Raw genomic sequence first — 14,394 nt, forward strand, 5'->3', positions numbered from 1 at the left:
ACAAGAACTTCCGTCAAGGACATTTTTTATTTTCTCTGTTCGCATAAAAATAACTGTGTTATAATCGTCTCGTTATAGATGAAGGGAGCGTCTTATGTACGAACTCAAACACAATCTCATACTCCCTGATCTCCGTGCCGCACTCCCATACACTCCGTCGCAGGAGCTGATATTTATCGCAGGCGGACGTCCGCCTGCGAAGAATTGGCTCACGGATCTGGCAGGACAAAACAAAAAAGGCGGTACGAATCGTCCTGTCTGGGCGATTGATCGCGGGGTAAATGTATGCCGAGCTTCTGCCCTTTCTCCCGCCTGCCTGATCGGTGACGGCGACAGTGCAGATAAGGCTGCATGGACATGGGCAACAGAACGAGGCGCAAGGGTGTATCGCTATCCGCCCGAGAAAGATTTCACAGATACAGAACTCGCGCTCAATATTGCCGTACAGAACATTTCTTGCCCTCTTGTCATTTTAACGGCGGGGTTTGGCGGACGGCTCGATCATCTCATAAGTACGGCCGCGGTTGCTGCGCATGCTTCCGTTTTCTGTGTCCTCGCGGACGAACGGGAAGCCCTTTTCTATCTTCATGCAGGCGAATCTTTGGCAATCGAATGCCAAGTGCCGCCATGCGCAATTTCCCTTCTTCCTTTCTCAGAGGAGTGCACTGGCGTATCGACCACGGGGCTCTATTGGGAGTTGACCGATGCCCGCATCACGAATAGTTCCTCACTTGCAATCAGCAATGTGCTTGCTCCAGATAATACCGAAAAAACTTTTACTGTTTCCACCCGCAGCGGCATCCTTGGAGTCTATCTCTGTCATATAAAATAAGGATTTTTATTTCATGAACATCAATATTCCGCAATCCTATTTCAGCAAGCTCATGCGCGCCGTTGTAGAGTTCGAACTCATTGAAAACGGTGACCGTATTCTGATTGGTGTATCCGGCGGAAAAGACAGCATTTTTCTCACCTATGCGCTTGCAATTCTGCGTGAACGGTTGAAAAAGGATTTTTACATTGCAGCGTTTACCGTCAACCCGCAGTTCGACAAAGTATTCGATACAGGCTCTATTGCGGCCTTCTGCAAAAATCTCAATATCCCCTATGAAGTGGTGGATGTAGACATCGCGGGTGCGATTGCTGCGCAGAATGATAAAAGTCCCTGCTTTACCTGCGCATTCTTCCGGCGCGGCGCGGTTAACCGCTATGCTGTGGCGCACAAAATGAATAAGGTTGCTTATGCGCATCATCACGATGATGCAGTGGAGACTTTTCTCATGAGTTTGTTTTATTCGGGCCAGCTGAGCACGTTCCGACCCAAGACTTATCTGGATAAGACCGATATCACAGTCATCCGCCCTCTTGTCTACTTTCGTGAACAGGAGATCATCAATGCAGTCCAGTACCACGGCTTCACACCGATTCCATCGCCCTGTCCGCACAACGGAAATACGACACGGCAGACCGTCAAGGAGCTGATTGCAAAGCTTTGTACGGATAATCCGAACCTCTACCATCACCTCGCTGCAGGAATGCGCGAGAGCGCTCTCGGCGAACTCTGGCCGGCAAGCAAGACGCGCAGAGAGATGGAGCACACCTACCAGGCATTTATGCAAAGGACATAAATACACTTGTATTCATTCACCATAGCAAAGGAGCCGGACGATGGAGTGAAAATCACTTCATTGTCCGACTCCTATTTATGCGCTCTTATTAATCTCGTCCAAGTTTATCACGCAGAATAACATCGTGCGCCCCCCCCTCAACAATGCTGGTCGAGGAGACAAGCGTGAGCTTCGCCTTATCACGGAACTCGGGGAGTGTGAGCGCACCGCAGTTACACATGGTGGAACGTATCTTGGAGAGTGTCGTCTGAACGTTTTCTTTGAGCGGTCCCGCATAGGGAACGTAGGAATCTACCCCTTCCTCAAAGGACAGTTTCTTGCTGCCGCCAAGATCGTAACGCTGCCAGTTGCGCGCACGGTTCGAACCCTCGCCCCAATACTCCTTATAGTACGTTCCGTTCACCATGACGCGATCCGTCGGGCTCTCGTCAAAACGCGAGAAGTAACGTCCGAGCATGAGGAAGTCCGCGCCCATCGCAAGCGCAAGCGTCATATGGTAGTCATAGACGATGCCGCCGTCCGAGCAGATGGGGATGTAGACGCCAGTTTCCTTAAAATATTTGTCGCGCTCGGCACACACGTCAATGAGCGCGGTCGCCTGCCCGCGCCCAATTCCTTTAGTCTCACGTGTAATACAGATCGAACCGCCGCCGATGCCGACCTTGATAAAGTCCGCGCCTGCGTTTGCAAGGAAACGGAATCCCTCGCCATCAACGACGTTGCCCGCACCGACTTTGACCGTATCACCGTACTGCTCGCGGATGTGCTGGATGGTCATACGCTGCCACTCGGAGAATCCCTCGGAGGAGTCGATGCAAAGAACATCTACACCCGCGGCAATGAGGGCCGGGACGCGATCCGCATAATCGCGCGTATTAATGCCGGCGCCGACAATGTAGCTTTTATTATCGTCCGTCAGCTCAAGCTCATTTTCCTTGTTGTCCGTATAGTCCTTGCGAAAGACCATATAGCGCAGACGTTGATTCTTGTCAATCAGCGGAAGCATATTCAATTTGCGCTCCCAGATGAGATCGTTTGCCTGTGTAAGACTAGTCGAGTCCGCGTCTGCCCAGATAAGTTTCTCAAAGGGTGTCATGAAGGTGCTGACCTTTGTATCGAGAGACATGCGCGAGACACGGTAGTCACGGCTCGTCACGATGCCGACGAGTTTTCCGTTCGCTGTTCCATCCTCCGTGACTGCCATCGTGGAGTGCCCGGTCTTTGCGAGGAGATCGAGCACGCCGCCAAGACTTGTTGTGGGACTGATATTGGAATCGCTGCTGACAAAGCCGGACTTATAGTTTTTCACACGAGAGACCATCGCCGCCTCTGCTTCGATGGACTGGGAACCATAGATGAACGAAATGCCCCCCTGTTTGGCAAGTGCGATCGCCATCGTATCGTTGGAGACTGCCTGCATGATTGCAGATGTCAGCGGTATATTCATCGTGAGCTCCGGTTCCTCATCGCGATGAAACTTGACCAGCGGTGTGCGAAGTGAGACATTCGCGGGGAAACACGCTTCGGAAGAATATCCGGGGATGAGCAGATACTCTCCAAATGTGTGCGATGGTTCTTTGTAATAATGCGCCAAGGGAACCCTCTTCCTTTCTATTTCCGCTACAAAATTATTGTCGTATAATATACGCGCTTCCGGCGATACTGTCAACCCCGCAGAAAAGCAACGGATCATCCGCCCTGGAAAATGACAATATTGTCAAAAAATCCCTAAGAGTTTCACGTTCACTCTTAGGGAAATCAGTGCCGCACCGGCATAATTTACGATGGTGCCGAAGGCCGGGGTCGAACCGGCACGTTGTTGCCAACGGCAGATTTTGAGTCTGCTGCGTCTGCCAATTCCGCCACTTCGGCATGGGAAATTGGAGTCTGTTCCGTGTATTATAGCATCCTGCAGAGTTCGTTGTCAACGTCAGCAGAGATCAGCTTCCAAGCGGTGGATAAGCCCCATATCCGCCGCAAACCAAGGGACGGTATAAAGATCGCTCCGTCCAAACCACCGTCCCTCCGAATGTACGCTGAGCTGCGGCTCACCCGCAATATGACGGCATATGTAGAGGCGCATATTCATATGATATTCGGGATAGTCGTGATCTACAGTGCCAAGCAGGCGCTCTACTGCAATTTCGACATCAAGTTCCTCACGTATCTCACGAATAAGTGCCTCCTCGTCGCTCTCTCCCGGCTCGACTTTCCCGCCTGCGAACTCCCATGTCCCGGTATAGGCACCGTAACTGCGGCAGGCGCCGAACACTTTACCATCGCGCAGGATAGCGCCCGCAACGACATCGATATGCTTTCGCTCACTCATACCTTCCTCGCTATTCCTTTTCACTCTTTGTTGCACGCAAAAAAAGTCGTGTCAACTGCTCGCTCGGATCACTTCCCTGCGCGACGATCTCATAGACGGTTTCGGAGATGGGCAGATCAACATGGTACTGCTTTGAGAGCGCCATCAAAGCCTCTGCTGTATAAACGCCTTCGGCAATCTTGTGGAAAGCCCCTGCCGTGCCGCGTACAACCGCCTCGCCATAGCGGCGATTGTTGCTGTGCGGTGAAAAGAGCGTTGCCTCATAGTCACCGAGATGCGAGAGTCCGTAGATCGTCTCTCCGTCTCCGCCCATTGAACGCACGAGGCGAAACAGTTCTCGCGTTCCGCGCGCCATTAAAGCTCCTTTGAGACTGGCATAGGAAAGCCCGTCCAGCATTCCCGCTGCAAGGCCAATGACATTCTTCGCGGCCGCACCGACCTCCGTTCCAAGGAGGTCCTCTCCATAATAGAAACGAATAAGAGGGCTGCCAAGCACATCCACAAGTTCCCGCAAAGTCTCCCTATCCTCGCCCGCGAGCACCATGCAGTTCGGAATACCGCGCACGAAGTCCTGCACGTGTCCGGGCCCAACCCAGACGACAGGCTTTATCGCCGGCCCAAGCTCCTCGCGCACAACAGTGGTGAGGCGCTTGCCCGTACCGATTTCCAATCCCTTCATACAGAGAATGACACGCCGATACGCGAGTTCTTCTGCTTGTCCATGCTCACATAGACCACGTAGGAAGGAACGAAATGCCTGTGCGTGAATGGAAATTATTACAATCTCTGCCGTACGAATTGCCTCTGTCAAATCATCCGTCAGCCGAATCTCCTCGGGCAGCGTCAGAAATTCATTGCGCCGAGCTGCACGCAGTTCGGCAAGATGCTCCGAACCCGTGCGTCCCCAAAGCGTGACCTCGTGCCCAACCCGATACGCATACCATGCGTGAAATGTCCCCCAACGGCCGCAGCCCAGCACCGAAACTCTCACGCTGATACCTCCGCATGTATATGAACAAGATCACAAACGACTGCTCCCGCCATAATCATTCCCGCAACCGGTGGGACAAAGGATACGCTGCCTGGCACCGTATGACGTCCCGGGGGAGGCGTCCCGCCATCGGTGACAGTGGAGCGCGGGCGCTCACGCGAACAAACGACCTTGAGCTTTGGAATGCATAGTTCCTTCAGTTTCTTTCGCAGAATTCGTGCAAGAGGGTCGCCTTTTGTCTGATAGATATCCATCACCTCGAACATTGTCGGATCAATTTTATTCGCTGCCCCCATACTCGCGATCTCAGGAATTCCTCGTATATGACACTGCATCGCGAGATCGATCTTTGCCGTCACATTATCCACTGCATCCAATATATAATCGTACGGCTCCTGAAAGAACGCATCGGCAGTCTCCGGCAAGTAGAATGCTCTCATCTCCTGTACCTCGCAAATAGGATTGATCGCACGGATGCGCGCCGCCATAACTTCAGTCTTTGCCGCACCGACGGTCTCCGTCACTGCGTGGATCTGCCGATTGATATTCGTCACATCGATCGTATCATGATCAATCAGAGTCAGCCTCCCAACACCGGCGCGTGCAAGGGCCTCAGCAGCATAGGAACCGACGCCGCCGATGCCGAACACTGCCACAGAGCTTTCTGCGAGCCGCGCAAGTCCTTTTTCCCCCAGCAGCATCTCTGTCCGTATGAAGCGCTGATCCTTCATATCCGTCCGCCTTCCTCACAATAACGCATAGGAAAAAGCTGCCGCAAAAGCATCGCTCCGCAGCAGCTCCTTTCATACGCACATCTTCGTCCAAATTTTATTTAACCACCAAAACCGGACACTTGGACTGTTCCACAACATATTGGCTAACGCTGCCGAGCAGCACGCCTTTGACAACGCCAAGCCCGCGGCTGCCCATGACAATAAGGTCAATGTCATTCGTCTCCGCAAAATCGAGGATGACCACTGCCGGCGATCCCGTATCCGAGAACGACTCCTTCGCAACGCCCTCAGGAACCATCTCCAGCGCACGGTCGAGGATGACGTTCCCCGCCTTCGTCACGGAGTCGAGAATGGCATCCGACAGCACAGCATTAATCGCAAGTTGGTTGATGTTTGCAACATAGAGAAAGTTCAATTTCGCCGCACAGATTTGTGCAAGCATTACAGCCTTTTCAATTGCACGGTCGGCTCCCTCAGAGCCATCCACCGGAACCAAAATATTCTTGATCATGGCAGTTCCTCCTCACTTCTATAAAAGAACATAAACCATATAAGCCGTTATCCATTTCCTGCAATCAGTACGTTGGAATGCGCATGTTCCAAGACGGTCTGTGTGACGCTCCCGAGAAGCATCCCACGCACACGTGAACGTTTGCGTCTGCCAATGACCACCAGCCCACTCCCCATCTCATCAATAAACTGCAGGATTTCATCTGCCGGCGCTCCCGTACGGTGATGGCGCACAGAAGAAATATTGTTCGGCAATAGAGACTCTGCTCCTATGAAGATTTCATGCGCCTCCTCAGCTGCGGGGCGTACAACGCTTTGCGGAAGCCATGGAACGTCCCCTTCATCTGTGCTCTCATCAAAGGGAGACACATAGAGAAGATCCACGATCGACTGCGTCGCGCATGCAAGCTCTCCTGCCAAACGAACAGCGCGCAGAGTCTCCTCCGTTCCGTCCACAGGAACAAGTATGCGCGTGTACTTCGTGGAATGTCCCATCGGGCACCTCCCGTCCCGCCTTCTTTGTTGTATCTATTCGCGGAATTCTGTCAAACTCCTTCTTTATCTCAGCGACTTTTCCTCAGATCGAAAATAAATTGACGTGTTCCGCTGAAAATGATAGACTGACTCTACGAAAGCAGTAATGGAGGCAATCACAATGGGAGAAGAACAAACCGAGCAGACAGATGAAAATGTCGTTGCATCGACAGGCATTTCCGATATTTATGCTGCAGCCAAACAATTGGAAGGCATTGTACGCAAGACCCCGCTGATTTACAGCGACTTCTTCTCCGACATCTCAGGAAACGCAACCTACCTCAAACTTGAAAACCTCCAGACCACAGGTGCATTCAAGCTGCGCGGCGCATACAACCGCATCAGCATGCTCACGGATGAAGAGAAGGCCCGCGGTGTCATCACCGCCTCAGCCGGTAATCATGCACAGGGAGTTGCATATGCCGCGCAGAAACTCGGCGTACGCGCTGTCATCTGCATGCCCGCAACGACCCCAATCCTTAAGGTGGAAGCGACACGTGCGCTTGGTGCTGCTGTCATCCTGCACGGCAACGGTTTCGATGACGCCTACACGCACAGCCTTGAATTGCAGAAGAAAAATGGATACGTCTATATTCACCCCTTCAACGACCGCGATGTGATCGTCGGCCAAGGAACCATCGCTCTCGAAGTGATTGACGCACTCAAGGACGTGGATGCCATTCTTGTCCCGATCGGCGGCGGCGGACTCGCCTCCGGCATTTCCTTTGCCGCCAAGCTGGTCAATCCGCAGATAAAAATCATTGGCGTTGAACCCGAAAACGCAGCCTGCATGAAAGCTGCTCTCTCCTGCGGACGGACGATCACACTCCCTTCTGCCGATACGGTCGCCGACGGCTGCGCGGTACGTACCGCAGGAAAACTCACACTTGCGTTTTGCCGCCGTTATCTCGACGAAATCATCACCGTCTCTGAGATGGACATCATGAGTGCTCTTCTCTCGCTCATCGAAAAGCACAAACTCATCGCAGAGGGTGCAGGCGTCCTGTCACTCGCCGCGCTCGGCAAGCTGCACATGAAGGGAAAAAAGGTCGCCGTCCTCATCAGCGGCGGCAACATCGACATCTCTACCATCTCCGCACTGATCTCAAAGGCGCTCATCTCACGAGGGCGCGTCTTCCGCTTCTCCGTTCAACTCCCCGACAAACCGGGGCAGCTTCTTACTGTCGCGCAAATCCTCACCGACCAAGATGCAAACGTCATTCGTCTCGACCACGATCAGACGATGGTGACAGACAGCTTCCAAAAAGTCCAGCTTACCGTCACGGTCGAAGCACACGGGCAGGAACACATCGACCGCATCGTCCGTGCGCTCTCCGAGAACGGATTTGAAATCAATAAGATTTACTGAAGAAAGGATATCCCGAAGAATGACTGCCGGCCCATTGAAATGCATTGATCCCGATACGGCGCAGCACCTTGCCGATCTGTTTAAGACCCTCGGTGATCCTACCCGCATCAAGATTCTCTCCCTCCTCGCCGCAGCGGAGGAGCTGCGCGTCTACGACATTGCAGACGGTCTCGACATGGGGCAGTCCGCGATCTCACATCAGCTGCGCGTACTCCGCACCTCTCGTCTCGTAAAGTTCCGCAGAGACGGCAAAGAAGTGCTCTATTCGATTGACGACGACCACGTACTGAAACTGCTTGGACAGGGACTTGAACACGTTCAGCACGCTTAAGGAAATGCCACGAAAGGAAGATCTTTTATGAAAGGCCTGCCCCGACTTCTCGTCTGTACCGGCATCCTTTTCGCCTTTGCAGCCGGAACAGCATTCGCTTCTCCTACTCTGCGCGAGGGCGCTCATGGGCACGATGTGCTCATTCTGCAGCAGGCTCTTCAAAAAGCGGGCTACAAGATCAAAAATGCCGACGGCGTCTTTGGCAAGGACACGGAACGAGCCGTGGCCGAGTTCCAACGAGACAATAAGATCAAGATCACAGGCGTTGTCAATAATGCAACCTGGCGTGCATTAAAGAATGCACCGTCCACACGCCCCTGGGGGGTGGACATCGCACCGCCGACAAAGAAGAATCTCCCGCTTGCCCCCAACGGGAAGCCCATTCTCCCCGTAAGCAAGGTATCTGATGTCATCAAAACGGCAAAGTCATATATGGGCACTCCCTATATCTTTGGCGGCGCAACGCCAAAGGGCTTTGACTGCTCTGGCTATCTCCAGTATGTATTCCAAAAGCACGGCATCGCTATCCCGCGCACGGCAGACGAACAGTATAAACTCGGACTGCGTACGAAAAGCACAAAGGAACTTGTGCCCGGCGATCTCGTCTTCTTCGAGACCTACGAAAAGGGCGCATCACACTGCGGCATCTATCTCGGCAAGGGCGAGTTCATCCATGCCTCGACCAGCAAAGGCGTCCGTATTGACAAACTCTCCAACAGCTACTGGCAGCCGAGATTCCTTGGCGGAAAGCACATCGTGAAGTAACACCTGGAGTACTGCGCAGCCATATTGACTTTTCACCTGCCGCTCATTATAATAGGTCGGTATCGGGATGTAGCGCAGTTTGGTAGCGCGCTTGCTTTGGGAGCAAGATGTCGCAGGTTCGAATCCTGTCATCCCGACCACTCACTGCGCCTGTAGCTCAGTTGGATAGAGCAACGGCCTTCTAAGCCGTGGGTCGAGGGTTCGAATCCCCCCAGGTGCACCATCGCAGGTAAACCGTATCGCCAACGGGCGGTGCGGTTTTTTGATGCGCAAAAGCAAAAACGGATGTGAGATTCGATTCTCACATCCGCTGATATCCGATATGGTGGAGACAAGGGGGATCGAACCCCTGACCTCTTGCATGCCATGCAAGCGCTCTCCCAGCTGAGCTATGCCCCCGCGCATCCGCGCTGACAAAGGGTAGTATATCGAAAAGCATACATGTTGTCAAGACAGATTTTTAGCGCATACCCGCACCGTTGTGGCACATTCTATACTTTCTCGTTGCGAACCTGATACGTCCCGCTGAGAATATCCTTCCACCATGTCTCATGTTCCCGATACCACGTGATGGTGCTCTGGATGCCATCGGCAAATGTTGTGGTGGGCTTCCAGCCGAGTTCACGTTCCATCTTCGCCGGATCAATCGCGTAGCGCCGATCATGTCCCTTGCGGTCCGCAACATAGGAGATCTGTTCCTCGCTCCTGCCGAGCGCGTGCAGGATTGTTCGGACAACCTCAATGTTTGAGCGCTCATTGTGCCCGCCAACATTATAAACCTCGCCAAGTTGTCCCCTGCGCACGATAGAGTCAATCGCCGCACAGTGATCATCGACATGCAGCCAATCACGCACATTGAGCCCATCGCCATAGACGGGCAACTTCGCCCCCTGCATCGCGCGAATGATCATGAGGGGGATGAGTTTCTCGGGGAACTGGAAGGCTCCGTAATTGTTGGAACAACGCGAGATCGTAATCGGTAGGTCGTAGGTGCGTGCATACGCCTGCACGAGAAGATCTGCGGATGCCTTGGATGAGGAATACGGGCTTGATGCGTGAAGAGGTGTCTCCTCTGTGAACAGGAGATCAGTCCGGTTGAGCGGCAGATCACCGTAGACCTCGTCCGTAGATACCTGATGATAGCGCTGAATACCGTATTTACGACAGGCATCAAGCAGAACGCTCGTCCCGATGATATTTGTCTGAAGGAAAATCTCAGGATTCTCAATGGATCGGTCAACATGGGACTCCGCGGCAAAATTCACGATGATATCCGGCTGCGTGCATTCAAAGGTCGTATAGACAGCTCTCCGATCCGCGATATCGCCACGCACAAACGAGAACTGTGAATACTCTTTGGCCGCATCGAGCGTCGCAAGGTTTCCCGCGTATGTCAGCGCATCATAACAGATAATCTGATCTTCTGGATGCGTGCGCAGCTCATAGTAGATGAAATTCGCGCCGATAAATCCTGCGCCGCCGGTGACGATGATCTTCATAGTCTCTGCTCCTTTTCTCTTCACTTTGTAGAGTATTCGACATACATGGGCTTTTCCCTTTTCGTCCGATTGGCGTGAAAAGTGATTTACACAAGCCAAACGCACGTGCTATAATCTTTTTAAGGAGGGATAAGAATGCGTGAGCGTACATACATTGCCATTGATCTCAAGGCATTCTATGCCTCGGTTGAATGCATGGAACGCGGACTGAATCCACTGACCACGCATCTTATCGTTGCGGATGAGAGCCGCACGAGCAAGACCATCTGTCTCGCTGTCTCTCCTGCCCTTAAAGCACACGGCATTGGCGGACGCCCGCGTCTCTTCGAGGTCATCCGCGCCATAGAACGGGCAAATGCCCGCCGCCGCAGCCGCGCTCCGCAACATACGCTTGCGGGGGAAACGACAGACGCACAGGAACTTGCGGCAAATCCGGCCCTTGCCATTGCCTATCATATTGCTCCCCCGCGAATGTCACTCTATATGGACTACAGTATGCGCATCTACGAGACCTACCTGCGCCGTATTTCGCCGGAAGACATTCACATCTACTCCATTGATGAGGTCTTTATTGATGTGACGAGCTATCTAGAGACAGAGAGGATCTCGGCGCATGCGTTCACCATCCGCCTCATCCACGATGTTCTGCGGGAGACGGGCATCACGGCGACAGCAGGAATCGGCCCAAATCTCTACCTTGCTAAGGTCGCGATGGACATCGTAGCAAAACATATCCTGCCGGATTCCGACGGCGTTCGGATCGCAGAACTGGATGAAATGAGCTACCGGAGACAACTTTGGACGCATCGTCCGCTCACAGACTTTTGGCGGATTGGAAGAGGTTACACAAGGAAGCTCGAGGAACACGGTCTCTATACGATGGGCGATATCGCACGCTGTTCTCTTGGCAAGGCGAATGAGCGTCACAATGAGGATCTCCTCTATCACCTCTTCGGCATTCAGGCAGAGCTGCTGATCGATCACGCATGGGGATGGGAACCCACGCGTATGGAGGATATCAAAAGCTACCGTCCAAAGGCGCGCAGCACCCATATGGGACAGGTGCTTCAAATGCCGTATACAGCAGAAAAAGCGCGCCTCGTTGTCTGGGAAATGGCAGACGCACTCTCTACCGAACTTGCTGAGAAACGTCTCACGAGTGATCGGCTGGAACTGACAATCGGCTATGATATCGAATGCCTGACGAGACCTGATATCCGCGATCTCTATCGCGGACGCGTACGCACGGATCGATACGGCAGGCGCATTCCATGGCCGGCACATGGCAAGGTTCTCATCAAACGGAGCGCATCAATGCACATGATCATGGATGCGGTAACTTCTCTGTATGATGAGATCATAAATCCCACACTCCTCATCCGCCGCATTACACTTGCGGCACATCATCTGATAACGGAGGAGCAGCACAATTCTGCTGCCAAGCAGATGAGCCTTTTCTCTGCAGAGGAAACTGCTCAGAACATGCGCACGGAAGCGGAGAGAACTGCGCAGGAAAAGGAAATGGCACTGCAGCAGGCGCTTGTCGCGATCAAAAAAATATATGGAAAAAACGCCATCCTGCGCGGAGCAAATTTGGTTGACGGTGCTACCGCGCGTCTGCGCAATAGCCAGATCGGCGGACACAAAGCATAGGAATAGGAAAGGAGAACCTTTTGCAGCACAGAATAGAGGACTATGCCGACATCATTGACATGGTGCGCCCGGCTTCGAAGACACATCCGCCGATGTCACTGCGCGACCGTGCGGGACAGTTCGCCCCATTCTCGGCGCTCACAGGCCTCCATGTCGCTGCAGATCGCACTGAAAAGCACAATAACGCGCAATACGACGGGCATCATTCTCCCCCGCACCGCAGTTGACAAAGGCACTATAGATCGTTAGAATATTATCCATATCGGGGTGTGGCTCTGCTGTTGACAAAGCACATCGTCTCCAAATGATGCGTCTTCGAACACGCGCCCAGTGAGCCCGATCATTTATACGTCATAGGAGCCAGAAACCCTGGGTGGGCTGGCTTTTTCTTATTCTGGAGGAACTATGGGAAACGAAAGCAGGCGCTGCAGCTGGGTCAATCCGAATGATCCGATGTATGTGAAGTACCATGATGAGGAGTGGAGCAAGCCGCTTCACGACGAGCGAGCACTCTACGAACTATTTATCCTCGAGACGTTTCAGGCGGGGCTGTCGTGGGCAACCATCCTGCACAAGCGTGAGAACTTTCGGCGCGCATACGAGGGATTCATCCCCGAACGGGTTGCTGCCTTTGATGCAGCAAAAATTGAAGAGTTGATGCAGGATGCCGGGATTATCCGCAACCGCCGCAAAATCGAGGCAAGCATTATAAATTCCCGCATATTTCTCGAGATCGCACGCGAGTTCGGCTCATTCGACCGCTATATCTGGGGCTTTACGAATGGAAAGTCCGTGCGCGAAAGCTGCGAACTTCGCACAACGTCGCCGCTCTCGGATGAAATCTCAAAGGATCTCAAACGACGCGGCATGAAATTCGTTGGTTCAATCTGCGTCTATTCAACCCTGCAGGCAATCGGCGTACTTGCCGCACATACCGACGAGTGTGATTGGAGTAAATAATGACGCGTACAGACAATACTCTGCTCGCGGCACTGCGCGCTGCCTACCCCTATACACTCCCGATCCTCGCCGGCTTCCTGTTTCTCGGACTTGCCTACGGGATCTATACCAATGTCTCGGGCTTCTCGTTCTGGTATCCGATGGCGATGAGTACTCTCATTTTCGGCGGATCACTCGAATTCATTGCAACGGCACTCCTCCTCAGTCCGTTTGCACCGCTCCAAACCTTCCTCCTCGCATTTATGGTTCAGGCACGCCATATCTTCTACGGGATCTCAATGTTTGAAAAGTACCGCGGCACGGGCTGGAAGAAGCCCTATCTCATCTATGGCATGTGCGATGAGTCCTTCTCGATCAACTATACGGCAAAGATCCCGCAAAACATTGATGCAGGCTGGTTTATGTTCTTCGTAACCTTGCTGAACCAGATCTATTGGGTTGCAGGCGCGACCATCGGCGGTCTCGTCGGTGCAAACCTCCCCATCAATACGGAGGGCATCGAGTTTGCGATGACGGCGCTCTTTGTCGTCATCTTTTTGGAACAGTGGCTGAACGATCCGCAGCACTATACAGGCATCCTCGGACTTGCCGCAACAGGTGCTTCCCTCATAATCTTCGGCAGAGATGCATTTATGATTCCGTCCATGCTCATCATTCTCACAGGCTGTCTCGCCGCACGCCCGTTCATTGAGGGGAGGACGACAGCATGAGTTTCCCAGAGGAATGCATCACCATTGGTCTTTGTGCCCTTGCGAGTATACTCACACGCGCACTTCCCTTTCTTCTCCTCTCAGAGAAGAAGCCGACACCGCCCATCGTCCGCTACCTCGGCAATGTTCTCCCTGCTGCGGTCTTTGGGATGCTCATCATCTACTGTCTCAAAGACACCTCCTTTCTGAACGGCAGCCATGGCCTGCCAGAAATTGCCGGCATCATTGCAACGGTCCTGCTGCATCTCAAGTTCCGCCAGATGCTCCTCTCCATTGGGGGCGGCACCGCAGTCTATATGACTCTGATTCAATTTATATTTATTCCATAGAACATAGAAGACCTCTCTGCAGAAAATCTGCAGAGAGGTCTTTTCATATGTC

General features: G+C 53.0%; 17 protein-coding genes and 4 tRNA genes. 12 read left to right on the plus strand and 9 right to left on the minus strand.

Annotated elements, in window-relative coordinates:
- Positions 1-94 precede the first annotated feature (94 nt).
- Positions 95-832: a thiamine diphosphokinase gene (locus HMPREF7545_RS09260; RefSeq protein WP_006695482.1), complete on the plus strand. Its 738-nt coding sequence runs from the start codon at positions 95-97 to the stop codon at positions 830-832.
- 13 nt (positions 833-845) lie between these two features.
- Positions 846-1,628: a tRNA 2-thiocytidine biosynthesis TtcA family protein gene (locus tag HMPREF7545_RS09265; RefSeq protein WP_006695483.1), complete on the plus strand. Its 783-nt coding sequence runs from the start codon at positions 846-848 to the stop codon at positions 1,626-1,628.
- An 88-nt stretch (positions 1,629-1,716) separates the two neighbouring features.
- Here HMPREF7545_RS09265 and HMPREF7545_RS09270 read toward each other — a convergent pair whose 3' ends face one another.
- The 7 genes from HMPREF7545_RS09270 to HMPREF7545_RS09300 form a co-directional block, all read right to left on the minus strand.
- Positions 1,717-3,222: an IMP dehydrogenase gene (locus HMPREF7545_RS09270; RefSeq protein ID WP_040571380.1), complete on the minus strand. Its 1,506-nt coding sequence runs from the start codon at positions 3,220-3,222 to the stop codon at positions 1,717-1,719.
- 191 nt (positions 3,223-3,413) lie between these two features.
- A tRNA-Leu gene (locus tag HMPREF7545_RS09275) sits at positions 3,414-3,500 on the minus strand.
- 58 nt (positions 3,501-3,558) lie between these two features.
- Positions 3,559-3,957, minus strand: coding sequence for a (deoxy)nucleoside triphosphate pyrophosphohydrolase (locus HMPREF7545_RS09280; RefSeq protein ID WP_006695485.1), 399 nt, complete (start codon positions 3,955-3,957; stop codon positions 3,559-3,561).
- 10 nt (positions 3,958-3,967) lie between these two features.
- On the minus strand, positions 3,968-4,948 hold the full coding sequence (locus HMPREF7545_RS09285; RefSeq protein WP_006695486.1) for an NAD(P)H-dependent glycerol-3-phosphate dehydrogenase: 981 nt from the start codon (positions 4,946-4,948) through the stop codon (positions 3,968-3,970).
- Positions 4,945-5,679, minus strand: coding sequence for a tRNA threonylcarbamoyladenosine dehydratase (locus HMPREF7545_RS09290; protein WP_006695487.1), 735 nt, complete (start codon positions 5,677-5,679; stop codon positions 4,945-4,947). The genes HMPREF7545_RS09285 and HMPREF7545_RS09290 overlap by 4 nt, the downstream gene beginning before the upstream one ends.
- Before the next feature lie 97 nt (positions 5,680-5,776).
- The gene (locus HMPREF7545_RS09295; protein WP_006695488.1) at positions 5,777-6,193 is read right to left on the minus strand and encodes a universal stress protein; all 417 of its coding nucleotides are present in this window, start codon (positions 6,191-6,193) and stop codon (positions 5,777-5,779) included.
- Between the two features lie 47 nt (positions 6,194-6,240).
- Positions 6,241-6,687: a universal stress protein gene (locus tag HMPREF7545_RS09300; RefSeq protein ID WP_006695489.1), complete on the minus strand. Its 447-nt coding sequence runs from the start codon at positions 6,685-6,687 to the stop codon at positions 6,241-6,243.
- A gap of 160 nt (positions 6,688-6,847) precedes the next feature.
- Here HMPREF7545_RS09300 and ilvA point away from each other — a divergent pair, with 160 nt between their 5' ends.
- The 5 genes from ilvA to HMPREF7545_RS09325 all read left to right on the plus strand — a co-directional run bounded on the left by ilvA (position 6,848) and on the right by HMPREF7545_RS09325 (position 9,414).
- Positions 6,848-8,095 (plus strand): threonine ammonia-lyase, encoded by a 1,248-nt coding sequence (gene ilvA / locus HMPREF7545_RS09305; protein WP_006697051.1) that lies wholly within the window; start codon positions 6,848-6,850, stop codon positions 8,093-8,095.
- Positions 8,096-8,114: 19 nt separating this feature from the next.
- Positions 8,115-8,426, plus strand: a complete 312-nt coding sequence (locus HMPREF7545_RS09310; protein ID WP_006695491.1) for an ArsR/SmtB family transcription factor — start codon at positions 8,115-8,117, stop codon at positions 8,424-8,426.
- 27 nt (positions 8,427-8,453) lie between these two features.
- On the plus strand, positions 8,454-9,191 hold the full coding sequence (locus HMPREF7545_RS09315) for a C40 family peptidase (RefSeq protein WP_006695492.1): 738 nt from the start codon (positions 8,454-8,456) through the stop codon (positions 9,189-9,191).
- 63 nt (positions 9,192-9,254) lie between these two features.
- Positions 9,255-9,331: transfer RNA gene (locus HMPREF7545_RS09320), tRNA-Pro, on the plus strand.
- Between the two features lie 6 nt (positions 9,332-9,337).
- A tRNA-Arg gene (locus HMPREF7545_RS09325) sits at positions 9,338-9,414 on the plus strand.
- Between the two features lie 100 nt (positions 9,415-9,514).
- On the opposite strand, the gene HMPREF7545_RS09330 is transcribed toward HMPREF7545_RS09325, so the two are convergent.
- Together HMPREF7545_RS09330 and rfbB are read right to left on the minus strand one after the other, a co-directional pair.
- Positions 9,515-9,590 (minus strand) — tRNA-Ala (locus HMPREF7545_RS09330).
- A gap of 92 nt (positions 9,591-9,682) precedes the next feature.
- Complete coding sequence (gene rfbB, locus HMPREF7545_RS09335) at positions 9,683-10,690, minus strand: dTDP-glucose 4,6-dehydratase (RefSeq protein ID WP_006695493.1); 1,008 nt, start codon at positions 10,688-10,690, stop codon at positions 9,683-9,685.
- A 135-nt stretch (positions 10,691-10,825) separates the two neighbouring features.
- Between rfbB and HMPREF7545_RS09340 the strand changes: the two genes are divergently transcribed.
- The 5 genes from HMPREF7545_RS09340 (at position 10,826) to HMPREF7545_RS09360 (ending at position 14,342) form a co-directional block, all read left to right on the plus strand.
- Positions 10,826-12,343, plus strand: a complete 1,518-nt coding sequence (locus HMPREF7545_RS09340) for a Y-family DNA polymerase (protein ID WP_006695494.1) — start codon at positions 10,826-10,828, stop codon at positions 12,341-12,343.
- A gap of 20 nt (positions 12,344-12,363) precedes the next feature.
- On the plus strand, positions 12,364-12,570 hold the full coding sequence (locus HMPREF7545_RS09345; RefSeq protein WP_040571381.1) for a hypothetical protein: 207 nt from the start codon (positions 12,364-12,366) through the stop codon (positions 12,568-12,570).
- 178 nt (positions 12,571-12,748) lie between these two features.
- Entirely contained in the window at positions 12,749-13,303 is a 555-nt protein-coding gene (locus HMPREF7545_RS09350) for a DNA-3-methyladenine glycosylase I (protein WP_040571382.1), read from the plus strand.
- Complete coding sequence (locus HMPREF7545_RS09355; RefSeq protein ID WP_006695497.1) at positions 13,303-14,013, plus strand: AzlC family ABC transporter permease; 711 nt, start codon at positions 13,303-13,305, stop codon at positions 14,011-14,013. The genes HMPREF7545_RS09350 and HMPREF7545_RS09355 overlap by 1 nt, the downstream gene beginning before the upstream one ends.
- On the plus strand, positions 14,010-14,342 hold the full coding sequence (locus tag HMPREF7545_RS09360; protein ID WP_006695498.1) for a branched-chain amino acid transporter permease: 333 nt from the start codon (positions 14,010-14,012) through the stop codon (positions 14,340-14,342). Before HMPREF7545_RS09355 ends, HMPREF7545_RS09360 begins: the two co-directional genes overlap by 4 nt.
- The last annotated feature ends 52 nt before the right edge of the window (positions 14,343-14,394 follow it).

Source organism: Centipeda noxia ATCC 43541 (genome assembly GCF_000160555.1).
Classification (GTDB): Bacteria; Bacillota; Negativicutes; order Selenomonadales; family Selenomonadaceae; genus Centipeda; species Centipeda noxia.